General features: G+C 61.6%; 18 protein-coding genes. 7 read left to right on the forward strand and 11 right to left on the reverse strand.

What is annotated here, in order from left to right:
- Nucleotides 1-170: 170 nt before the first annotated feature.
- From glpK to AB7951_RS21305, 8 genes are all read right to left on the reverse strand, one after another.
- Entirely contained in the window at nucleotides 171-1,670 is a 1,500-nt protein-coding gene (gene glpK, locus AB7951_RS21270) for a glycerol kinase GlpK (RefSeq protein ID WP_175365663.1), read from the reverse strand.
- A gap of 91 nt (nucleotides 1,671-1,761) precedes the next feature.
- Nucleotides 1,762-2,964, reverse strand: coding sequence for an FAD-dependent monooxygenase (locus AB7951_RS21275; protein WP_441256041.1), 1,203 nt, complete (start codon nucleotides 2,962-2,964; stop codon nucleotides 1,762-1,764).
- A 263-nt stretch (nucleotides 2,965-3,227) separates the two neighbouring features.
- Complete coding sequence (locus tag AB7951_RS21280) at nucleotides 3,228-3,998, reverse strand: SDR family NAD(P)-dependent oxidoreductase (RefSeq protein WP_439062414.1); 771 nt, start codon at nucleotides 3,996-3,998, stop codon at nucleotides 3,228-3,230.
- Between the two features lie 208 nt (nucleotides 3,999-4,206).
- Nucleotides 4,207-5,349 carry a pimeloyl-CoA dehydrogenase small subunit gene (gene pimD / locus AB7951_RS21285; protein ID WP_089261584.1) on the reverse strand — a complete coding sequence of 381 codons (1,143 nt, stop codon included), beginning with the start codon at nucleotides 5,347-5,349 and terminating at the stop codon, nucleotides 4,207-4,209.
- 221 nt (nucleotides 5,350-5,570) lie between these two features.
- Nucleotides 5,571-6,758, reverse strand: a complete 1,188-nt coding sequence (gene pimC, locus AB7951_RS21290; RefSeq protein ID WP_089261586.1) for a pimeloyl-CoA dehydrogenase large subunit — start codon at nucleotides 6,756-6,758, stop codon at nucleotides 5,571-5,573.
- Between the two features lie 28 nt (nucleotides 6,759-6,786).
- Complete coding sequence (locus tag AB7951_RS21295) at nucleotides 6,787-7,974, reverse strand: acetyl-CoA C-acyltransferase (RefSeq protein WP_089261588.1); 1,188 nt, start codon at nucleotides 7,972-7,974, stop codon at nucleotides 6,787-6,789.
- On the reverse strand, nucleotides 7,971-9,674 hold the full coding sequence (gene pimA / locus AB7951_RS21300) for a dicarboxylate--CoA ligase PimA (RefSeq protein WP_439062413.1): 1,704 nt from the start codon (nucleotides 9,672-9,674) through the stop codon (nucleotides 7,971-7,973). Before pimA ends, AB7951_RS21295 begins: the two co-directional genes overlap by 4 nt.
- Nucleotides 9,675-9,896: 222 nt before the next feature.
- Nucleotides 9,897-11,981 (reverse strand): 3-hydroxyacyl-CoA dehydrogenase NAD-binding domain-containing protein, encoded by a 2,085-nt coding sequence (locus AB7951_RS21305; protein ID WP_089261592.1) that lies wholly within the window; start codon nucleotides 11,979-11,981, stop codon nucleotides 9,897-9,899.
- A gap of 161 nt (nucleotides 11,982-12,142) precedes the next feature.
- On the opposite strand from AB7951_RS21305, the gene AB7951_RS21310 reads away from it, so the two are divergent.
- The 7 genes from AB7951_RS21310 (at nucleotide 12,143) to AB7951_RS21340 (ending at nucleotide 19,246) form a co-directional block, all read left to right on the forward strand.
- Complete coding sequence (locus tag AB7951_RS21310; RefSeq protein ID WP_120288678.1) at nucleotides 12,143-13,009, forward strand: IclR family transcriptional regulator; 867 nt, start codon at nucleotides 12,143-12,145, stop codon at nucleotides 13,007-13,009.
- A gap of 63 nt (nucleotides 13,010-13,072) precedes the next feature.
- Nucleotides 13,073-13,885 carry an ABC transporter ATP-binding protein gene (locus AB7951_RS21315; RefSeq protein WP_439062412.1) on the forward strand — a complete coding sequence of 271 codons (813 nt, stop codon included), beginning with the start codon at nucleotides 13,073-13,075 and terminating at the stop codon, nucleotides 13,883-13,885.
- Nucleotides 13,882-14,595 carry an ABC transporter ATP-binding protein gene (locus AB7951_RS21320; protein ID WP_116663743.1) on the forward strand — a complete coding sequence of 238 codons (714 nt, stop codon included), beginning with the start codon at nucleotides 13,882-13,884 and terminating at the stop codon, nucleotides 14,593-14,595. Before AB7951_RS21315 ends, AB7951_RS21320 begins: the two co-directional genes overlap by 4 nt.
- A 10-nt stretch (nucleotides 14,596-14,605) precedes the next feature.
- Entirely contained in the window at nucleotides 14,606-15,484 is an 879-nt protein-coding gene (locus AB7951_RS21325) for a branched-chain amino acid ABC transporter permease (RefSeq protein ID WP_089261600.1), read from the forward strand.
- 2 nt (nucleotides 15,485-15,486) lie between these two features.
- Nucleotides 15,487-16,515, forward strand: a complete 1,029-nt coding sequence (locus AB7951_RS21330) for a branched-chain amino acid ABC transporter permease (protein WP_093759247.1) — start codon at nucleotides 15,487-15,489, stop codon at nucleotides 16,513-16,515.
- A gap of 6 nt (nucleotides 16,516-16,521) precedes the next feature.
- On the forward strand, nucleotides 16,522-17,751 hold the full coding sequence (locus AB7951_RS21335) for an ABC transporter substrate-binding protein (protein WP_231077867.1): 1,230 nt from the start codon (nucleotides 16,522-16,524) through the stop codon (nucleotides 17,749-17,751).
- 289 nt (nucleotides 17,752-18,040) lie between these two features.
- Nucleotides 18,041-19,246: an ABC transporter substrate-binding protein gene (locus AB7951_RS21340; RefSeq protein ID WP_439062718.1), complete on the forward strand. Its 1,206-nt coding sequence runs from the start codon at nucleotides 18,041-18,043 to the stop codon at nucleotides 19,244-19,246.
- Nucleotides 19,247-19,305: 59 nt separating this feature from the next.
- Here AB7951_RS21340 and AB7951_RS21345 read toward each other — a convergent pair whose 3' ends face one another.
- The 3 genes from AB7951_RS21345 to AB7951_RS21355 all read right to left on the reverse strand — a co-directional run bounded on the left by AB7951_RS21345 (nucleotide 19,306) and on the right by AB7951_RS21355 (nucleotide 21,850).
- Nucleotides 19,306-19,794 (reverse strand): hypothetical protein, encoded by a 489-nt coding sequence (locus tag AB7951_RS21345; RefSeq protein WP_175365670.1) that lies wholly within the window; start codon nucleotides 19,792-19,794, stop codon nucleotides 19,306-19,308.
- Between the two features lie 120 nt (nucleotides 19,795-19,914).
- Nucleotides 19,915-20,232: a hypothetical protein gene (locus AB7951_RS21350; RefSeq protein WP_175365671.1), complete on the reverse strand. Its 318-nt coding sequence runs from the start codon at nucleotides 20,230-20,232 to the stop codon at nucleotides 19,915-19,917.
- Between the two features lie 619 nt (nucleotides 20,233-20,851).
- Entirely contained in the window at nucleotides 20,852-21,850 is a 999-nt protein-coding gene (locus tag AB7951_RS21355; RefSeq protein ID WP_175367534.1) for a M23 family metallopeptidase, read from the reverse strand.
- Nucleotides 21,851-21,869 lie beyond the last annotated feature (19 nt).

A 21,869-nucleotide genomic window follows, 5' to 3' on the forward strand; every position in this document is an offset into this window, starting at 1 on the left:
GATGAATCAGATTCTAGCTTCTTCTTTTATTTGAGCATGATCTTATCCGAAAACCGGTATCTACTTTTCGGGATCATGCTCTAACGACCAACAGCAGGCGCGATCAACCTGACATGAACATCATGAAGAGCCGCCCGCACAGGCGGCTCTTTCTGTTGGCGAGCAGGCTTTCAATCCTTCCCCGGATCGCTCGCCAGCACACCCTTCACCGCCTGCGCCCAGCCCTTCAGTTTTCGTGTCCGCGTGGCTTCGCTCATGGCCGGCTTGAAGCGGTGTTCGAGCCGCCAGTTGTCGGCGAATTTGGCAGGCTCCGGAAATACGCCGGCCGTGAGACCGGCGAGATAGGCAGCACCCAGCGCGGTGGTTTCCTGGATCATCGGGCGATCGACTGGTGCATTCAGCAGATCCGCGAGACGCTGCATGGTCCAGTCCGATGCGGTCATGCCGCCATCGACGCGCAGCACGACAGTCGCAGCGGAGACATCGGGCCAGTCGGCACGCATCGCCGCATAGAGATCCCTCGTCTGATAGCAGACGCTTTCCAGCGCGGCATGGGCGAGTTCGGCCGGGCCGGTGTTGCGCGTCAGTCCGAACAGCGCTCCGCGCACATCGGGATTCCAGTAAGGCGCACCGAGGCCGACAAAGGCCGGGACCAGATAGACCGATTGCGAAGAATCGTTCTGATCAGCGAGCGGCCCGCTTTCGGCCGCGCTCTTGATGATGCCGAGCCCGTCACGCAGCCACTGCACGGCGGAGCCGGCAACGAAGATCGAACCTTCCAGCGCATAGGTCCGCACGCCGTTGAGCTGATAGGCAACCGTGGTGAGCAGCTTGTTCTTCGATTGCACCGGCGTCGTGCCGGTGTTGAGCAGCGCAAAACAGCCGGTGCCGTAAGTCGACTTGATCATGCCCGGCGCGAAACAGGCCTGCCCGATGGTTGCAGCCTGCTGATCCCCGGCAATGCCGCCGATGATGATCGTGCCACCGAACAGATCGGTGCTGCCGAAATCCGACGAAGAGTCCTGCACCCTGGGCAGCATCGCCTTGGGCACACGCAGCAGCTTCAGCAGTTCGTCATCCCACTCGCCGGTGTGGATGTTGAAGAGCTGCGTGCGCGAGGCATTGGTGGCGTCGGTGGCATGCACCTTCCCCGCCGTCAGCCGCCACAGCAGATAGCAATCGACAGTGCCGAACAGCAATTCGCCGCGCTCGGCGCGGTCGCGCGCGCCGGGGACATGATCGAGAATCCACGCCACTTTCGTTCCGGAGAAATACGGATCGATGATCAGGCCGGTCTTTTGCGTGATCAACGGCTCATGGCCGTCGGCTTTCATCTGCGCGCAGATCTCCGCGGTACGGCGGTCCTGCCAGACGATGGCACGGTGCACAGCCTGGCCGGTGACGCGGTCCCACACCACCACCGTCTCGCGCTGATTGGTGATGCCGATGGCGGCAATATCCTTCGCGGTAACGCCCGCCTTCGTCATGGCCTCGTGGCAAACGGCCAACGTCGAGGTCCAGATATCCTCGGGCTCATGCTCGACCCAGCCGGAGGCCGGGAAATGCTGCGGGAATTCCTGCTGCGCACTGGCCGCGATCGAGATGTCGGCGCGAAAGATCATCGCGCGCGAGGATGTGGTGCCCTGATCGATGGCCATCACGAAAGACATGACGTTTCTTCCCGAAAGATTGTGGTCGCGTTGTGTTGGGAGGCGCAGGCAACCGGATTAGCGCGGGCGCGTCAAGCGGCAGCGCCGGCGGTCAGGTCGCCGAGTCGATCATCATGACCAGAGCGGACGCGACCATCGCCAGTTCGCGCGGCAGCGTCTCGCGGGCCCGCCGCACCATGCCCTCGCCGAGCCGGCCAAAGAAACGCGCCCAGCGCTGCGCGCGCCAATACAGCGAATTCTCGACAGTGACTGAGCGCAGCTTGAACGCCTTGCCGGTGGCCCAGGCGTCGCATTCCAGCTTCAACGGATCGGCGTAATATTGCGCGATCTTGTCGGCGCCCATGCCTGAAGTCGCGAGCCAGTTCGGGATATGCACGCTGCAGAGCTGCGCGACATCGGTGAACACCTTGTCGGTGCCGGTGCCGCTGCCCGGGCACGGCGAAGCAAAGGCATCGCCAACCAGCACGACGCCAGGCTGGACCACATTGTCGCTCTCATAGAGATCGATGGGGCGGATCCTGATATCGCCGGATATCTTGTAGTCGCCGATCAGCGCGCGCAGTTTCGGCAGGCAGGCGTCAAGCGCCGCCTCGGGCGTCCGGCGCATCTGGCGAATCCAGGGATCGTCGGTCTCGCGATAGACGAACAGATTGCCGCGCATCGTGTCGCCGATCGGGAACAGCGTGACATAGGCGGTGCGATGAACCGTGGTTTCCGCGAAATAAGTGAGCGCCGGAAAGGCAAAACGTTCACGGCCGACGGGCGCGATATCGAAACCCACCGAGATCGAATGATTGGCCGAGATGACCGGGCGGCCGATATTGAGCTGATTGCGCAGGCTGACGCTGGCGCCGTTGGCGAGCACAACGAGACGCGCGGAAATCTCCTCGCCATTGGACAGGCCGATGGTCTGACGGTCATCCGATGTGGCGATCGACGTCGCCTTGGCGTGAATGGTCTCGACAGATGACGGGATCTGGCCACGCACGGTATTGACCAGCGTGTCATAGAGAAAGTCGTGCTGCTGACTGGGGCGCTTGTCGATCACGCGGCCGAAACGCGCGATCCAGATCTCGTCGTCATGGGTGGCGGCACCGAGCACCGCATCGACGAGACCCGTCTTGCGGAGCCGCTCGAGCTGGACGCCGCCGCTGATCTTCTCGCAGCGGAGTTCGGGCGGATGGACCTGATGCGGCTCGATCAGGATTGCAGACACACCGGCGCGACCGAGCATCGCCGCAGCCGTCGACCCGGCGAGGCCGCCACCAATGATCGCGATATCCGTCTGCCGCACGGGAACTCTCCAGCTGCGGCTATCCGTGCGCCCTAAGTGTTAAAAAACGGGAAAGGATTGAGGCAGGCGGCAAGTGGCTACCGCCGGAGGTTTGTTTCGCGGGATTTCTTACCCTCCCAGGGGGAGGGTCGGCGATCATCGCGCACAGCGCGGTGAGAGGCGGGGTGGGGTGAAGCTGCGGGGGACAGCGTCTGTGGCTTCACCCCACCTCGACGAACGCTACGCGTTCATCGACCCTCCCCCTTCAGGGGAGGGTAAGGACGTCACACCGATGCGGTTGTCACGCCGCCGTCGATCACGATGGTCTGGCCGGTCATGAAAGTGGAGGAATCCGAGCCGAGATAGGCGACGGCACCGGCGATCTCGTGGGGCTCGCCGATCCGGCGCAGCGGCGTGGTCGCGGTGCGGCGCTTGAGATTGGCCTCGTCTTCCCACAGCGCTTTCGCGAAGTCGGTCTTCACCAGCCCAGGCGCGATGCAATTGACGCGCACGCCCTTCGGTCCCCATTCGCCGGCGAGGCTGCGACACAGGGAGAAGTCGGCAGCCTTGGAGATGCCGTAGGCGCCAATCACCGTGGAGCCGCGCAGGCCGCCGATGGAGGAGATGATGACGACGGAGCCCTTGCCGCGCTCGGCCATCGCCGGGATCGCCTTGGCACAGAGCCAGATGTTGCTCTTGACGTTGGAGCCCATGATCTTGTCGAAGGCTTCGTCTGCGATATCGAGCAGCGGGCCGTAATAGGGATTCACCGCGGCATTGCAGACCAGAATATCGATCAGGCCGTAGTGTTTCACGGTGCCGTCGATCAAAGCTTCGACTTCATCGCGGCGCGAGATGTTGCAGGGAATGACATGGGCATCGCCGCCATTGGCCTTGATGCCATCGACCACGGCCTGACAGGCATCGGCCTTGCGGCTGGAGACGACAACCTTGGCACCGAGTTGCGCCAGCAGTTCCGCGGAGGCCTTGCCGATGCCGCGGCTGGACCCGGTGATGACGGCGACCTTGCCGGTGAGATCGAATGGATTGTTCACGGGCGGTCTCCTTGTTGTTGATTGATTTTAGCGACGGCGCATTCGTTCTCCCCGCATGCGGGGAGAAGGTGGCTCGAATGCGCGTAGCGCGTTCGAGTCGGATGCGGGGGACTCTCCACGAGTTCATGAGCGCGTGGAGAGTCCCCCTCACCCGGATTGCTTCGCAATCCGACCTCTCCCCGCAAGCGGGGAGAGGTTAAGAGCAGAGTTACTCCGTGATCCCGCCCGCCTGCGCGACGCGGCGGAGGTGATAATCGGCATCGCCGAACTGCTGCTCGATCATGGTCAGCCGCTTGAAGTAGTGGCCGATCTTGTACTCCATGGTCACGCCGACGCCGCCATGCAGCTGCACGCCGCCCTGGCCGACGAAGCGCGCGGAGCGGCCGATCTGCACCTTGGCAGCGGCGACCGTCTTGGTGCGTTCGTCGAGATCGGTGAAGCTCGACGCCATCGAGGCCAGGAACGACATGCTGCGCGCGGTCTCCAGCGCGGTGAACATGTCGGCCGCGCGGTGCTGCAGCGCCTGGAACGAGCCGATGGCGACGCCGAACTGCTTGCGCTCCTTGATGTACTCGACGGAGATCTTCAGTGCCTCTTCCATCGCGCCGACCGCTTCGGCACACAGTGCGATGCGGGCGTCATCGACGACCTGATTGACGATCGACAAGCCATCCTCGGCATTGCCGATCGCAGCATCTGCGCCGACCTCGACATTGTTCAGCTTGATATCGGCGGCGCGGCTGCCGTCCTGCGTCTCATAGCCCTTGATGTCGACGCCCTTGGCATTGGCCGGCACCAGGAACACGCCGACGCCCTTGGCATCGCGCTGGCCACCGGCGGTGCGTGCGGTGACGATCAGCGTATCGGCGGTGTCGCCGTGACCGACGACGAACTTCTCGCCGGACAACGTGTAGCCCGAACCGCTCTTCTTGGCCGACGTCTTGATGTCCCCGAGGTCATAGCGTGAGTCACGCTCGACCTGTGCAAAAGCCATGGTCTTGGAGCCGTCGATGATCCCGGGCAGATGCGCAGCACGCTGCTCCGCAGAGGCGCGGCGCAGGAAACCGCCGCCGAGCACCACCGTGTCGAGATAGGGCTCGACCACGAGATTACGGCCCAGCGCTTCCATCACGATCATGGTCTCGATCGGACCGGCACCGAAGCCACCGTCATCTTCCGAGAACGGCAGACCGAGCAGGCCCTGTTCGGCAAACTTGCCCCAGACGTCGCGGCTCCAGCCGCCCTTCTCGGCGCGATACTTCTTGCGGGCCTCGAATTCGTAGGACGATTTCAGCAGGCCGTCGACGCTGTCCTTGAGGAGGCGTTGCTCCTCCGACAAATCAAAATCCATGGTCTTTCTCTCTCGGATCGCGCGTAACGCGCGTGTGAATGTGTTTAAGCTCCCTAACCTCTCCCCGCTTGCGGGGAGAGGTTAGGGCGAGCGAAGCGGAGCCTTCGGGTGAGGGGGACTATCCGCGGGCCCCGAGCCGGCGGAGGCTCCCCCTCATCCGGTCCGAATGCGCTACGCGCAATCGGACCACCTTCTCCCCGCAAGCGGGGAGAAGGAAGACATCACAGCCCCAGCACCGCTTTCGCGATGATGTTGCGCTGGATCTCGTTGGAGCCGCCATAGATCGACACCTTGCGGTAGTTGAAATAGGTCGGCGCGATCGGCGAGGCCCAGTCGCCCTCTTCGTTCTGCCCCTCGCCTTCCGGCATGAACGGCAGTGCGAACGGCCCGGTGACTTCGAGCAGCAGCTCGGTGAGCGTCTGCTGGATTTCCGAACCCTTGATCTTGAGGATCGACGAGGCCGGATCCGGCTTGCCCTTGCCGTGCTTGCCTTCGGCCGCGACGACGCGCATCTGCGTCAGTTCGAGCGCCTTCAGCTCGATCTCGGTCGCAGCCAGCTTCTGGCGGAACTGCGGATCCTCGATCAGCGGCTTGTCACCGGACATCACGCTGGACGCCAGCTCCTTGATGCGGCGGATGCGCTCCTTCGACATGCCGACGCGCGCGATGTTGACGCGCTCGTTGCCGAGCAGAAATTTCGCGTAGTCCCAGCCCTTGTTCTCTTCACCAACCAGATTCTCGGCCGGCACCACGACCTCATCGAAGAACACTTCGTTGACTTCGACGCCGCCATCGATGGTCTGGATCGGGCGGACGGTGATGCCCTTCGACTTCATGTCGATGAGGATGAAGGAGATACCCGACTGTTTCTTCGCATCGGGGTCGGTGCGACAAAGGCAGAAGATCCAGTCGGCATGTTGCGCGAGCGTGGTCCAGGTCTTCTGGCCGTTGACGATATAGGTATCGCCCTTCTTCTTCGCCGTGGTCTTCAGCGAGGCAAGGTCCGAACCCGAGCCCGGCTCCGAGAAGCCCTGGCACCACCAGTCGTCCATATTCGCAATGCGCGGCAGGAAGTGCTTCTTCTGCTGCTCATTGCCGAAAGTGTAGATCACCGGACCGACCATGTTGACGCCGAACGGCAGTGGCGGCGGCGCTGGGGTCTTCTGCAGCTCTTCCAGGAAGATGTACTGCTTGGCGGCGCTCCAGCCGGTGCCGCCATATTCCTGCGGCCAATGCGGGACGGCCCAGCCCTTCTTGTTGAGCGTGCGCTGCCAGTTCACCAGGTCGTCTTTGCTGGTGTGGTGACCTTCCTGCAGTTTCTTGCGCACCGCCGGGTCGAGGCTTTCGCGGAAAAAGGTGCGCACCTCGTCGCGGAATGCTGTTTCTTCTTTGCTGAAGCTCAGATCCATCGGATCCTCCTTGTGAGCAGATTTGTAATTACTGAACGATTTCGAGCAGGCCGGCGGAGCCCATGCCGCCACCGACGCACATGGTGACAACGGCATACTTCGCCTTGCGGCGACGGCCTTCGATCAGTGCGTGACCGGCGAGACGTGCGCCCGACATGCCATAGGGATGGCCGACCGAGATCGCGCCGCCATTGACGTTGAGCTTTTCCGGATCGATGCCGAGCTTGTCGCGGCAGTACAGAACCTGCACGGCGAAGGCTTCATTTAGTTCCCAGAGATCGATGTCCTCGATCTTGAGGCCATGACGCTTCAAGAGACGCGGCACGGCGAACACCGGACCGATGCCCATTTCATCCGGCTCGCAGCCGGCAGAGACGAAGCCGCGGAAGATGCCGAGCGGCTTGAGGCCCTTCTGTGCGGCGAGCTTGTCGCTCATGATCACGGTGGCGCTGGCGCCGTCCGAGAGCTGCGAGGCATTGCCGGCGGTGATGGTGAAGCCATCGCCGCGCACAGCCTTCAGGCCGGCGAGGCCTTCGGCAGTGGTTTCCGGACGCGGACCTTCATCCTTGGACAGCGTGATGTCCTTGAACGAGACTTCGCCGGTCGCCTTGTCGACGACGCCCATCCTGGTCGCGATTGGCGCCAATTCGTCGTTGAACTTGCCGCCCTGCTGCGCAGCCGCGGTGCGGCGCTGGCTCTCCAGCGAATATTCGTCCTGGCGTTCGCGCGAGATGTTGTAGCGCTTGGCCACCGTCTCGGCGGTGTCAAGCATCGGCATATAGACGTCGCCCTTGATCTTCATCAGTTCGGGATCGACGGTGTGGAACTTGTTGGCGTGCTCGTTCTGCACCAGCGAGATCGACTCGCCGCCGCCGCCAACCGCGATCTCGACGCCGTCGAAGATCACCGAACGTGCGGCCAGCGCAATCGCCTGCAGGCCCGAAGCGCACTGACGATCGATAGTGGTGCCGCCAACCGTGACCGGCAGGCCGGCGCGGAGCAGCGCCTTGCGTGCGATGTTGCCGCCGGTCGCGCCCTGCTGCAGGGCTGCGCCCATCACCACATCTTCGACTTCCTTGGGATCGATGCCGGCGCGCTTGACGGCATGCTCGATGGCATGGCCGAGCAGCGTCGCGCCTTCGGTGGCATTGAGGGCGCCGCGAAAGGCCTTGCCGATCGGCGTACGGGCGGTGGAAACGATAACGGCTTCGGTCATGGGCGGGGTCCTCCAGAGGCGGTTTGTTGTTGCGAGGTTGTTTCTTGGTTCATGATGGGCGTGGGTTGCAGGCCACGCAAGGCGTGACGCGAGAGTTTTCCGACCGCAGTGCGCGGCAAATCGTCGACGAAATCCAGGGCGGCCGGTAGTTCATGCTTGCCGAGCTTGCCGGTGAGAAACGCGCGCAGCTCGTCGATGGTGAACGGCGCCGCGCCATTGCGCAGCCTGATAAAGGCCTTAGCCGCTTCACCGCGATATTGATCGACGACGCCGATCACGATCACTTCCTGCACCGACGGATGTTCGTAAATCGCCTGCTCGATCATCTGCGGATAGACGTTGAAACCGCCGGAGATGATCATGTCCTTCTTGCGATCGACCAGATAGAAGAATCCATCTTCATCCATGTAGCCGATATCGCCGGTGAGGAAGCGATCGCCGACGAATGACTCGGCACTCTCCTGCGCGCGGTTCCAGTAGCCTTTGGTGACGTTCGGCCCCTTGATGCGAATTTCGCCGGTCTCGTTGACACCGAGCACCCTGGTCGGGTCATCGAGTGACACCACGTCAATCTCGATCCCTGGCAGCATCAGGCCGATCGAGCCCGGCTTGTCGAGACCGCCGGGCGGATGGCTGGTGCCGGGCGAGCAGGTTTCGGTCATGCCCCAGCCGCTCTTCAGCGACAGGCCAGTCTTGCGCTCGAACAGACGCGCCACTTCATCGGGCAACGGCGCGCCGCCAGAGGCCGCCGACACCAGCGACGACAGATCGCGGGTCTCCAGCGACGGATCGGCCGCGATGGCGATCCACATGGTGGGCACGCCGGGAAATACGGTGGCTTTCTTTTTCTCGATATCGTCGAGCACGCGGCTGACATCGAAGCGCTGGTGCAGCGAGATGGTGTCTCCGAGGCTGATGCGGCTCAGCAGGATCACGGTCAGTGCATAGATATGAAACAGCGGCAGCACACAGATGACGCGCTCGATCCTATTGCGCCCGGCGCGTGCCGGCGCGCCCCACATATTGTAGATCGAGACCGCCGAGGTGAGATTGCCGTGGCTCAGCATCGCGCCCTTGGGCAGGCCGGTGGTGCCGCCGGTATATTGCAGCAATGCGACATCATCGGCCGAAATCTCGGGCCACTGCGTCGGCGGCGTGGCGCCTGCGGTAAAATTGCGGAAAGTGACGATGGCGGGATTTTCCGGCAGCGGCAGCTGCGGATTGTTGACGGGGCCCCAGTCGTCATCCTCGCAGACGATCAGGCGATCGAGCAGGCCTTTGTCGAGAAACTTCAGTGCCATCGGCAGCAACGCCGCGAGGTTGCTCGTCACCAGCACGCGTGCGCCGGAATCCTTGAGCTTGTGCGACAGCGCGATCTCGCCATCGAGCGGCGACAAATGCACGAGGCGGGCGCCGGCCTTGAGGCCACCGAAGAAATGCACCGGATGATCCGGCGTATTGCCGAGAACGATGCCGATGGAGGAGCCCTTGCCATAGCCGGCGCGCATCAGCGCGGCAGCTATGATATCGACGCGCGCCTGCAGATCATTGAACGAGATCGGCTGATCCCGAAATTCGATGGCGGTGCGGTCACCATGTTTTGCAACGGAGTCGGCAAGCAGACCCGGCAGCGACCCACGCGCAATCGGCGCGTCCCATGTGACGCCCGGTGGGTAGTGCTGTTCGCCGGGATGGGTCATGGACGATGGACCTGCAATGATAGTAGCCGCTGCGCGTAATATCCCTCCCCCTTGTGGGGAGGGTCGGCCGAGCGACGTCGATGCGCAGCATCGACGGAAGCGGAGGCCGGGGTGGGGGTGCCACAAGCTCTGAATGCGGGGCCACCCCCACCCGACCGACCTTCGGTCGGCCACCCTCCCCACAAGGGGGAGGGAAAAGAGCAGTGAGCGCTCCCGGCCATCTCAGCCCTTCGCCAGTGACGCAAACGTCTTGCCTTCATCGGCGAGCTTCTTCAGCAGCGCGGCCGGCTCCAGCGACGGATCGTTGGTCTGCTTGGCGTAGAACTGCAGGCGCTCGACAATCTGCTTGAGGCCGACCTGATCGGCATAGAACATCGGGCCGCCACGATAGATCGGCCAGCCATAGCCATAGAGCCAGATCACGTCGATATCGCTCGGACGCGATGCCACCTTCTCTTCGAGGATGCGCGCACCCTCGTTGATCATCGGATACATCATGCGTTCCAGGATTTCCTGATCGCTGACGGCGCGACGGGTCAGGCCCAGGCTCCGGCAGGTGTCGTCGATGAGCTTCTCGACGTCCGGATCCGGCACCGGCGCGCGGGAGCCGGCCTCATACTTGTAATAGCCCTTGCCGGTCTTCTGACCGAAGCGGCCGGCTTCGCAGAGCGCATCGGCGATCGGCGAGGTGATGCCGCGATCCTTGCGCGAGCGCCAGCCGATATCGAGGCCGGCGAGATCGCCCATGGCGAACGGACCCATCGGCATGCCGAACTTGGTGACGACGGCATCGACCTGCTGAGGCAGTGCGCCTTCGAACAACAGCTTCTCGGACTGCTTGGAGCGGGCCGCCAGCATGCGGTTGCCGACGAAACCGTCGGAGACGCCGACCACAGCCGGGACCTTGGCGATCTTGCGGGCGACGGCAACGGCCGTCACCAGTGCATCCGGCGCGGTCTTGTCGGCGCGGACGATTTCGCACAGCTTCATGACATTGGCCGGCGAGAAGAAGTGCATACCGAGCACGTCCTGCGGGCGCTTGGTGACGGCTGCGATCTCGTCGATGTTCAGATACGAGGTGTTGCTGGCGAGGATGGCGCCCGGCTTGGCATAGGCATCCAGCGCGGTGAACACTTCCTTCTTGATCGCCATGGTCTCGAACACGGCTTCGATCACCAGATCGACATCCTTGACGTTTTCGAGGCCAACGACGCCGTTGATCAGCGCCATGCGCTTGGCCGGTGCATCGGCAGGAATGCCGCCGCGCGCTGCAGTCGCCTCGTAATTCTTCTGCATGATACCGAGACCACGCTTGAGCTGCTCCTCGCCGGTCTCGATCAGCGTGACGGGAATACCGGCATTGGCGAAGGACATCGCAATACCGCCGCCCATGGTGCCGGCGCCGATGATGGCGACGCGCTCGACCGGACGCGGCTTGACGCCTTCCGGCACGTTCTGGACCTTGGCGGCTTCGCGCTCGGAGAAGAAGGCATAGCGCTGCGCCTTCGACTGGTCGTCGGCGACCAGCTTGAGGAACATCTCGCGCTCCTTCTTGAGCGCCTCGTCGAACGGCACGTCGAGCGTCCAGCTCACGGCTTCGGCGCAGGCCAGCGGCGCATTCATGCCGCGGTTCTTCTTGTTGGCGGCTGCGGCGGCGTTGGTGAAGATGGTGCGATCGGCGCGAGCGGCGGCGAGCTTGGAATCGTCGTTGCGCAGCAGGCGCAGCGGACGCTTTTCGGCGATCACCTTGCGCGCGAAGGCTTCTGCGCCCGAGGCCGGACCTTCGACGATCTCTTCGATCAGACCGTTCTTCAAGGCTTCAGATGCGCTGATCGGATCGCCGGTGACGACCATCTTGACGCCGAGTTCCGGGCCGACTGCGCGCGGCAGGCGCTGTGTGCCGCCGGCACCCGGCAGCAGGCCGAGCTTCACCTCAGGCAGGCCGAGCTTGGCTTCTTTTGTCGCCACGCGGAAATGACAGCCGAGTGTGAGCTCGAGGCCGCCGCCGAGCGCAGTGCCATGGATCGCGGCGATCACCGGTTTGGAACAATTCTCGATTTCCGCAATGACTTCGCTCAATCCGGGCGACTGCGGCGGCTTGCCGAATTCGGTGATGTCGGCGCCGGCAACGAAGGTACGGCCTGCGCATGCGATGACGATCGCCTTCACGGCAGGATCGGCAGCGGCCGTTTTGACGTTCTCAAAAATGCCGCGGCGAACCGCCGCACTCAGCGCATTTACAGGGGGAGAGTTGATCGTGACGATGGCGACTTCATCATGACGTTCAAGCTTTACGACATCGCTCACGGCATTCTCCTTGGCTACGTTCACCGGTCTGATTTTCTTAGTTTCGCACTGCGAAATTTAATTCCACATCTTGACACGGAGGGTTATTTTGAAGAGCGTCCCTTGTCAACGAGGGCCGTGGTGCAATCGTATGAAACTGACAAAACCAAATTTCGGGAAGCATGAAACGTCCAGCGAAGAATGTGGCGACAGATCGCAATTTCGTCGTCGCATTGGCTCGCGGCCTGGATGTCTTGCGTGCATTTCGCCCCAATGACGGGCTTCTCGGCAATCAGGAGATTGCCGCCCGCACCAAATTGCCGAAGCCAACCATCTCGCGATTGACTTACACACTCACGAAGTTGGGCTACCTTACACCTGTGCCACGCTTCGAGAAGTATCAACTCGCGCCAGCAGCCATGGCCCTGGGGTATGCTGCACTTGCGAACTTAGGCGTTAAGCATCTCTCGGAATCATTTCGCGACGAATTGATGCGGCAGACCGGCGGCGCCTGCGCAGTCGGCGCGCGCGATCGATTGAGCATGATCTATTTCGGGCAGAGCCGTTCCAGTCTCACTGTCGGCGTTCAACTCGACGTCGGCTCGCGCATTCCCATTGCAACCACGGCGATGGGCCGCGCCTATTTCTGGGCATTGCCACCGGAAGAACGTGCCCAATTATTGCGCGAATTTCGCGAGCACTACGGACATCGCTGGTCGAAGATGCGCGACGGGCTTGAGCGCGCAGGCGAAATGGTCGCGCGCCACGGCTTCGTCATCTCGGCTGGCGAGTGGCAGGACGATGTGCACGCTGCCGGTGTTGCGATGACATTGAATGACGGCACCGGTCCTTATGCCTTTAATTGCGGCGCGCCCGCGTTCCGTTTCACGGAAGAGCGCTTGCTCAACGATATTGGACCTCGGCTATTGGCGATGGTAAGAAACATCGAAGCGGCGCTCGGGGGAACAGCTGCACCACAATCCAAAAAACTCGACAGCAAAAAAATCAAATCAGGAGGGAAAGTTGCACGCATTGTTGAAGGGCTCTGACAGCCTTCATCGTCGTGACCTGCGCAAGACTTCGCCGCAGCCGACGATCGAGGGGCACCGCACATGACGCAGGCACAACTCGCAGAGCGCGCGCCCGTTGCATCGACGGCGGCGCTGCTTTCAGTTCGCGACGTCAGCGTTGTGTTCGGTGGCATCATCGCGTTGAACGGCGTCTCGTTCGACATGCAACAGGGCCACATCCTCGGCCTCATCGGACCGAACGGCGCCGGCAAGACCACGCTGTTCAATTGTCTCAGCCGGCTCTACCAGCCGAGCAAGGGCGATATCCTGATGGACGGCCAGACGATCCTGAATCGTCCGGCGCACAAGATTTCCGAGATCGGCATCGGCCGCACCTTCCAGAACGTTGCGCTGTTTCCGAACCTGACCGTGCGTGACAATGTCCGCGTCGGCAAACATGCGCGCACCAACAGCGACATCATCAGCGACTCGCTGAAGCTGCCATGGGTTCGATCAGGAGAAGCTGCGATCAACAAGGACGTCAACGACATCCTTGATTATCTCGACCTGCATAGCGTGGCCGACACGATCGTCAGCGGTCTTCCCTTCGGCACGCAGAAGCGCGTCGAACTCGCGCGTGCGCTCGCCGCCGAACCGAAGATCCTGCTGCTCGACGAGCCCGCAGGCGGTCTCAACCATGAGGAAGTCTACATCCTTGGCGACCTGATCCGCCGCATCCGCGACGATCGCGGCGTGACGGTGCTCCTGGTCGAGCATCACATGGGTCTCGTGATGTCGATCGCCGACCATGTCGTCGCATTGAATTTCGGCAAGAAGCTCGCTGAAGGCACACCTGCTGCCGTCCAGAAAGACCCTGCTGTGATCAAGGCCTATCTGGGAGACAAAGACTCATGACCGCGATGCTTCACGTAAAAGACCTGCGTGCGTATTACGGCCAGGTCCAGGCACTGCACGGCCTCGAATTCGAACTGCAGGAAGGCAGCCTGACCACCCTGCTCGGCGCCAACGGTGCCGGCAAGACCACCACGCTGCGCTCGATCTGCAACATGATCCGCTCCACAGGCTCGATCGAGTTCGAGGGCAAGAAGCTCGACAACAAGTCGACCGAAAGCATCGTGCGGCTGGGCATCGCCCATGTGCCGCAGGGCCGCGGCACCTTCACCACCATGACGGTGGAAGAGAACCTGCAGCTCGGCGCGATCAGTCGCAAGGACACCAAGGCGATCGGTGACGACATCGAGCGCATGTATGCCCATTTCCCGGTGCTCAAGCAGCGCCATACCCAGCAGGCCGGCACACTCTCCGGCGGCGAACAGCAGATGCTCGCGGTCGCCCGCGCGCTGATGCTGCGTCCCCGCCTGATGCTGCTGGACGAGCCGTCCTTTGGCCTTGCGCCGCTGATCGTGCGGGATCTGTTCAAGATCCTCGGCAAGATCAACCGCGAGGACAAGGTCAGCATCCTTGTCGTCGAACAGAACGCACAGCTCGCGCTCGAACTCGCCGACAAGGCCTATGTCATCGAAACAGGACGCATCGTGATGTCCGGCACCGCCGACGAGATCGCGAATAATGAAGACGTCCGTAAATCGTATCTGGGATATTGAGGGGGCGGCCATGGAACTCTTTACCAACCAAGTCCTGGCTGGCATCGCCACCGGCGCGATCTACGCCTGTATGGCGCTCGCCGTGGTCATGATCTACCAGGCGATCGACCACCTGAACTTCGCCCAGGGCGAAATGGCGATGTTCTCGACCTTCGTCGCCTGGCAGATGATGCAGTGGGGCATACCCTATTGGGGAGCATTCGCGCTGACGCTGATTTTCTCCTTTGTCGGCGGCATCGTCATCGAGCGGGCTTTGTTCAAGCCCCTCGCCAAGGCGCCGGTGCTGACCCACGTCGCCGGTTTCATCGCGCTGTTCGCCATCATCAACAGCGTCGCGGGCCTGACCTGGGACTTCACCATCAAGCAGTTTCCCTCGCCGTTCGGCTCGTCGCCCTTCCTGGGCAGCCAGCTGATCTCGACGCATCAGGCCGGCATGATCGGCGTGACGATCATCCTGCTCGTCCTGCTGTTCATCTTCTTCCGCTACACCCGCGTGGGCCTTGCGATGCGGGCAGCGGCGTCGATGCCTGAATCGGCGCGGCTGGTCGGCATCAACACGTCATGGATGATTGCACTCGGCTGGGGCATGGCAGCTGCGATCGGTTCGATCGCCGGTATGCTGATCGCCCCCGTCGTGTTCCTCGAGCCCAACATGATGGGCGGCGTGCTGATCTACGGATTTGCCGCGGCCGTCGTCGGCGGCCTCACGAGCCCACTGGGTGCTGTCATTGGCGGGTTCCTTGTCGGCGTCTTCGAGAACCTCGTCGGCACCTATATCCCGGGTGTCGGCAATGAGCTGAAACTGCCCATCGCCCTGGCGCTGATCATCACCGTGCTGGTCGTCAAACCCAATGGCCTGTTCGGCCGTGCCATCGTGAAGCGAGTTTGATCATGAGCACCGTTCAAGACGTCTCCGCCGCTCCCGCGGTCGCTGCCGTTCCCAAAAAGGCAATGGCGCTCGGCCCGCTGGCATCGCTGATCATCCTGGCGCTGCTCATCGTCACACCACTGTTCGTGAAGAACTTCATCATCTTCCAGATGACGATGTGGCTGATCTACGCCATCGCGGTTCTCGCACTGAACATCCTGACCGGCGCCAGCGGCCAGTTCTCGCTCGGCCAGAGCGCGTTCTACGCCCTCGGCGCCTATACGTCGGCAATCCTCATGGAACATGTCGGCGTCAACTACGCACTGACGCTTCCTGTGGCTGGTCTGGTCTGCTTCATCGCCGGCTTCCTGTTCGGCCTGCCGGCGCTTCGGCTCTCCGGCATCTACCTCGCGCTGGCGACCTTCGCCCTCGCGGTGGCGATGCCGCAGCTCCTGAAGCTCGGCGTGTTCGAACACTGGACCGGCGGCGTGCAGGGCCTTGTCGTCACCAAGCCTGATGCACCGGAAATCCTGGCCTCGCTGGGTCTGAAAGTGTCGCAGGACATGTGGCTGTACTTCTTCACCCTCGCGGTCACGATCCTGATCTACATCCTCTCGGTCAACCTGCTGAAGTCGCGGTCGGGCCGGGCCATGATGGCGATCCGCGACAACGAAATCGCCGCCTCGGCGATGGGTGTGGACGTCTCGCTCTACAAGACGCTGGCCTTCGGCGTCAGCGCCGGCATCACCGGCGTTGCTGGCGGTCTCGGTGCCATCGCCGTGCAGTTCGTCGCGCCGGATGGCTACACCATCCAGCTCGCTATTGCGCTGTTCCTGGGCATGGTGGTCGGCGGCGTCGGCTGGCTGCCGGGCTCGCTGGCCGGCGCGGCTTTCATCGTCTTCGTTCCGAATATCGCGGAACACGTCTCGAAGGGTCTGTCTGGCGCCGTGTTCGGCGTCATCCTGATCATCATCATCTTCCTGCTCCCGAACGGGGCCAGGCAACTCGCCTATTTGGCACAGGGCTTGATAGGCAAACTACGTAAACACTGAGGACCTATGAACTGCAGAAACTTTCTGCGCACCGCCGCGCTCTCGAGCGCGGCGTTTGCGTTTCTCGCCTTCTCAACTTCCGCGAATGCCCAGAAGAAATACGATACCGGGGCGAGCGATACCGAGATCAAGATCGGCAACATCATTCCCTATAGCGGCCCGGCTTCGGCCTACGGCATCATCGGGAAGATGGAAGAAGCCTACTTCAAGATGATCAACGATCAGGGCGGTATCAACGGCCGCAAGATCACCTTCGTCAGCTATGACGATGCCTACAGCCCGGCCAAGGCTGTGGAACAGACCCGCAAGCTGGTCGAATCCGACGAAGTTCTGTTCGTGTTCGGTCCGCTCGGCACGCCGTCGAACACCGCTATCATGAAGTACCTGAACGCCAAGAAGATCCCGCAGCTGTTCGTCGCCACCGGCGCGACCAAGTTCGGCGAGTACAAGACCGCGCCATGGACGATGGGCTGGCAGCCAGCCTATCAGAGCGAAGGCCGCATCTTCGCGCAATACGCGATAACCGAGAAGCCGAACGGCAAGATCGCCGTGTTCTACCAGAACGACGACCTCGGCAAGGACATGCTGAAGGGCCTCAAGGACGGCCTCGGCGAGAAGACTTCGATGATCGTGGCTGAAGACAGCTATGAAGTGTCCGAGCCGACCATCGACTCGCACATCGTCAAGATGAAGGCATCGGGCGCCGACATCTTCGTCTCGATCTCGACGCCGAAATTCGCGGCGCAGGCGATCAAGAAGGTGGCCGAGATCGGCTGGAAGCCGATGTTCTTCCAGAGCAATGTCGGCTCCTCGGTCGGCGCAGTGATGCGTCCGGCGGGTATCGACAACGCGCAGGGCGTGCTGTCGCTGGCCTATGCCAAGGACGCCATCGACCCGCAGTGGAAGGACGATGAGGGCATGAAGAAGTATCTCGACTTCCTCGCCAAATACGCCCCCTTCGCCAATCCGGCTGAAAGCTCGGCTGCCTATGGCTACGGCCAGGCGCAGACCGTGGTTCAGGTGCTGAAGCAGGCCGGCGACGACCTGACGCGTGCGAACATCATGAAGCAGGCCGCCAGCCTGAAGGACTTCGCACCCGACACGTTGCTGCCGGGCGTCAAGATCAACACTTCGGCGACCGATTTCTATCCGATCGAGCAGCTGCGCATGATGCGCTTCACCGGCGAGAAGTGGGACGTGTTCGGCCCGCCGATCGACAGCAAGCTCGGCGGTTAATCGTTCACAAAAATGCGACCGTCTTACGCTCCGTCATGGCCGGGCTTGTCCCGGCCATGACGACTGGGAAGACAGCGACAAAGCGCGTTGCAACAACTCGCGCTGGAACATTAAAACTGCTTAATAAAACAGCCCCTTACGACGAAAGTCGTGAGGGGCTTTTTCTTGCTAGTTGCAGCGGAAAAGTATTCAATCCGACGCGCCGCAGCATTCAACAAAAAACAAGAATATGCGCGGTTTTATCTAGAGATCAGGGAGATCAGAAATGCCTTCATTCAGCTCGCGTGCAATGACGTTCACGGTTGCCGCAGCCCTCAGTGCGGCCCTTGGCGGTACTGCCTTCGCCCAGAAAAAATACGACACCGGCGCCAGCGATACCGAGATCAAGATCGGCAACATCATGCCCTATAGCGGGCCCGCCTCCGCCTATGGCGTGATCGGCAAGATGGAAGAAGCCTATTTCAAGATGATCAACGATCAGGGCGGCATCAACGGCCGCAAGATCAATTACATTACCTATGACGACGGCTACTCGCCGCCGAAGGCCGTTGAGCAGGCCCGCAAGCTCGTCGAATCCGACGAAGTGCTGTTCATCGCCAGCTCGCTCGGCACGCCATCGAACTCCGCGATTCAGAAATACATGAATGCGAAGAAGGTGCCGCAACTGTTCGTGGCCACCGGCGCCACCAAGTTCGGCGACTACAAGGACTTCCCCTGGACCATGGGCTGGCAGCCCGCCTATCAGAGCGAATCCAGGATCTATGCGGCCTATCTGCTGCGGGAAAAGCCCGACGCCAAGATCGCGGTCATGTATCAGAACGACGATTTCGGCAAAGACATGCTGAAGGGTCTGAAGGATGGTCTCGGCGCCAAGGCGGCATCGATGATCGTCGCCGAAGAAAGCTATGAAGTGTCGGAGCCGACCATCGAGTCCCACATCGTCAAGCTCAAGTCGACCAATGCCGACACTTTTGTCAGCTTCACCACGCCGAAATTCGCTGCGCAGGCGATCAAGAAAGTGGCGGAGCTCAGCTGGAAACCAACCTTCATCCAGAGCAATGTCGGCTCTTCGGTCGGCGGCGTGATGAAGCCGGCGGGTTACGAGATCGCCCAGGGCATCCTGTCGGCGAACTACGCCAAGGACGGCGCCGATTCCAGCTGGGACAATGACGAGGGCATGAAGAAATTCTACGCCTTCCTCGCCAAATATGCGCCCACCATGGACAGGAGCGACGGCTCGGTCGTCTATGGCTATGGCCAGGCGCAGACCATCGTTCAGGTGCTCAAGCAGGCCGGTGACAACCTGACCCGCGCGAACATCATAAAGGAAGCAGCCAACCTCAAGGAATTCGCGCCCGACACATTGCTGCCCGGCGTGACCATTTCGACCTCGGCGACCGACTTCTACCCGATCGAGCAGCTGCAGATGCAGCGCTTCAAGGGCGAGAAGTGGGAGCTGTTCGGCCCGATCATCGCGGGCAAGATCGACGGCTGATGTTCTGATCTCTCCCCGCCGGTTGAAGCCAAGCTTCGCCAGGCGGGGAGAGATCGAGATCAGTAATAATCCCGGAACGCATCCGCGAGACTGTCGGGCTGCCAGTCGATCTGGTCCGACGCGATCGGATCGTCCGATAGCAGCGCACTCGCCTGCGTCTTGTAATCCGGCGCCACGTAATCCGCCTGCGGCAGGCCACGGCGCACGATATCCTGATAGTTGAGATAGTTGTCGCGATTTCCCACGAAGGTACACATGCATTTGGCGGGATCGGCATAGAGATAGCGCGGACCGTTCGGCGTGGTGTGCACGACGAAGCGATAGGCCGGCAATTTGCTTAAGGCCGCCTTCCCTGCGGCATCGTTGGCAAAGCGCGCCTTGAAGCCGGCGGACTCCATATCGAAACCGACCTTCTGCAGCACTGGCACGCTCGGCAATTCCCGCGCCACCAGCAGCGTGATATCGAGCAGCGCCAGCACCGCGATGACAGCGAGCGCGATGCCGCGCGGGTGCAAAGCGGAAAACGTCATCATCGTTACTGCGCGCATGTCGCAAAACCCCGGCTATAAGCGCGCATCGGCGCGCACTATTGCGCGCGACACTAACGGACCCCGCATGCGGTGTCACGGCAGCGCCGCCGCAGGAAGCAAGGCCGGTTAACAAATCCATCACGCCGCCTCGCTGGCGACGAGCGCCTCCAGGACGCGCCAATACATTTCGTCCAGCATCGCTTGCTGCTGCTCTGCATTCAGAACACGCCGTCGTTGAAACAGAAGACAGATCGGCCGACTGCCTGTGCAATGGTGTGCACGACGACAGGCCTTGATGACGCAAGTGCGATGGGTGCGCAGGATGTTCGCATTGCCGCGCTCGATCTCCTCGATGCAGGCGGCGACGATCATATCCGACAGCCGCTTGGCCGCCAGGTCGCTCTTGTCCCTGGCGCGCTGCGCGAGATGCCAGGCGTCGTGTTGCGAGATGATCATGTGAACTCCCGTTGTGACGATGATGACTGGATATGAGTGACTTGGGTGACGGTCACGCGCCGTCCTTGCCCGCGCCTGAGCGCGTGAGTGGCAGTCCCGGTGCTCTCCCTCGAAAATGAGGGAGATGAAGCGCCGAAAGGCGCGACTTGGTAACAGTGCCGCAGCGTAGTGTCCGGATCGCCGGACAGCAGAGGCCGCGGAAACGCCTTTCGACGCTCCACCGTGGCGATTTCTGTCCCCGGGACCGTTCTTCCGGGCAAAGGCGCAGACCTCCGCAGTCCGCTTATCCCGACGGTTTCCCGCCGTTCACCGATGCCACGTCCAGCCAGCATGAGTGGCAGACCCCCGTAGTGGGGCCGGACGGTGACCCAAGGCCTCCCGAGTGCGTGAGGGAACGTCTCCCTCCCGCCCGCAGGCGCCACATCCCGCCCCGCGCTAACAAGCGTCCCTGGCAACGCCCCTCAAAGTGGGACGAGATGCAATGGAATATAATCTCCTCGAAAACAGCGTCAAGGATTATTTTCAGAATTCTTCGGAGGCACCCGCCAGAGAGCCCACCTCCTGAGAGAGCGACGCAGGTGTACAGATGAATATCGAGGCGTGATAGAAAACGGACCCGCTAACGCAGATCATGACGAAATACCTGGTTCAACATCGGCGCGCCGTTACGCCCGACGATATATGTCGCGGAATATACTCCGCCTGGCCAAGGTTCGGTGGACCGCTTTTTTCCGATGAAGAGAAGCGTCTGGGCCTGATTTTGCGCAACTGCAACTGGACCCTTCTCGGCGATGATCCTGCCGTCGGGATCGCGCAGCGTCAGTGACTGTTCGTCGCCCGTCTTCAAGCCAATTGTCCGAACATAAACGACAAGGGCTTCAGATTTCGTACTTGGCTTGCGCTGAGAGACAGCGTCAACCTCGATCATATCGTTCGTGACCGCTTCGGTAGCGAATCCGAAGTTCAAGACTGCGCGCGGTGAATAGGCCAGACGAACCCGAGCATCGTCCGTCCATTCACTTTCAGTATGACTGCCGCAAGCGCCAGGCATCAAGCCTGTTCCAAAGGGATCGATGACCTTCCCTTCTCGCCGCACAATAAAGTGTAGATGCGGATACTCAGTTAGCCCCGACATGCCGACGGCACCGAGAACTTGGCCAGCGCGGACTGTATCTCCAGCTCTTACCAAGATGCTGTCTTTGGCCATATGGCAGTACTGGGTTTCGCGATCTCCGGAATGTCTGACAACAACGCCATTGCCGCATTCATTTCCTTTGGCTGCATCGCGCCTGTCGCCTTTCACAGGGCTGTCCGCAAGGCCATCGCGAGTTCGCAGCACCGTGCCCTCGGCGGCTACGACGACGTGAACCGGCTTCTGCTGTCTGCCATGTGACGTTAATCGAAAATCGACGCCGTTATGGCCGTCATAGGTCAATGTCCCGCACATGTAGTCCTTGGCCGAGGGACTATCGTCGATGTCTACGTAATTCTGGATGAAACACGTGCGACCAATGTCGCACGATAACGGTATGATCAAATCTCCAGCAGTCGCCGCGTGCGATATTCCTATAACGAGGGGCAGCGCTAACAATATCGCAATCTGTTGCCGATGCGCCATCTGATCACGTCTGGATGCC

This window comes from Tardiphaga sp. 285_C5_N1_2, assembly GCF_052076065.1.
In the GTDB taxonomy this organism is placed as follows: Bacteria; Pseudomonadota; Alphaproteobacteria; order Rhizobiales; family Xanthobacteraceae; genus Tardiphaga; species Tardiphaga robiniae.

What these genes read in the sequence shown, in the direction of transcription:
- AB7951_RS21340 (WP_439062718.1), top strand. Translation starts at nt 18,041, where the DNA reads ATGACGTTCACGGTTGCCGCAGCCCTCAGTGCGGCCCTTGGCGGTACT.
- AB7951_RS21355 (WP_175367534.1), bottom strand. Translation starts at nt 21,850, where the DNA reads ATGGCGCATCGGCAACAGATTGCGATATTGTTAGCGCTGCCCCTCGTT.
- AB7951_RS21345 (WP_175365670.1), bottom strand. Translation starts at nt 19,794, where the DNA reads ATGCGCGCAGTAACGATGATGACGTTTTCCGCTTTGCACCCGCGCGGC.
- AB7951_RS21295 (WP_089261588.1), bottom strand. Translation starts at nt 7,974, where the DNA reads ATGACCGAAGCCGTTATCGTTTCCACCGCCCGTACGCCGATCGGCAAG.
- AB7951_RS21310 (WP_120288678.1), top strand. Translation starts at nt 12,143, where the DNA reads ATGAAACGTCCAGCGAAGAATGTGGCGACAGATCGCAATTTCGTCGTC.
- glpK (WP_175365663.1), bottom strand. Translation starts at nt 1,670, where the DNA reads ATGTCTTTCGTGATGGCCATCGATCAGGGCACCACATCCTCGCGCGCG.
- pimD (WP_089261584.1), bottom strand. Translation starts at nt 5,349, where the DNA reads ATGGATTTTGATTTGTCGGAGGAGCAACGCCTCCTCAAGGACAGCGTC.
- pimA (WP_439062413.1), bottom strand. Translation starts at nt 9,674, where the DNA reads ATGACCCATCCCGGCGAACAGCACTACCCACCGGGCGTCACATGGGAC.
- AB7951_RS21330 (WP_093759247.1), top strand. Translation starts at nt 15,487, where the DNA reads ATGAGCACCGTTCAAGACGTCTCCGCCGCTCCCGCGGTCGCTGCCGTT.
- AB7951_RS21325 (WP_089261600.1), top strand. Translation starts at nt 14,606, where the DNA reads ATGGAACTCTTTACCAACCAAGTCCTGGCTGGCATCGCCACCGGCGCG.
- AB7951_RS21350 (WP_175365671.1), bottom strand. Translation starts at nt 20,232, where the DNA reads ATGATCATCTCGCAACACGACGCCTGGCATCTCGCGCAGCGCGCCAGG.
- AB7951_RS21335 (WP_231077867.1), top strand. Translation starts at nt 16,522, where the DNA reads ATGAACTGCAGAAACTTTCTGCGCACCGCCGCGCTCTCGAGCGCGGCG.
- AB7951_RS21320 (WP_116663743.1), top strand. Translation starts at nt 13,882, where the DNA reads ATGACCGCGATGCTTCACGTAAAAGACCTGCGTGCGTATTACGGCCAG.
- AB7951_RS21315 (WP_439062412.1), top strand. Translation starts at nt 13,073, where the DNA reads ATGACGCAGGCACAACTCGCAGAGCGCGCGCCCGTTGCATCGACGGCG.
- pimC (WP_089261586.1), bottom strand. Translation starts at nt 6,758, where the DNA reads ATGGATCTGAGCTTCAGCAAAGAAGAAACAGCATTCCGCGACGAGGTG.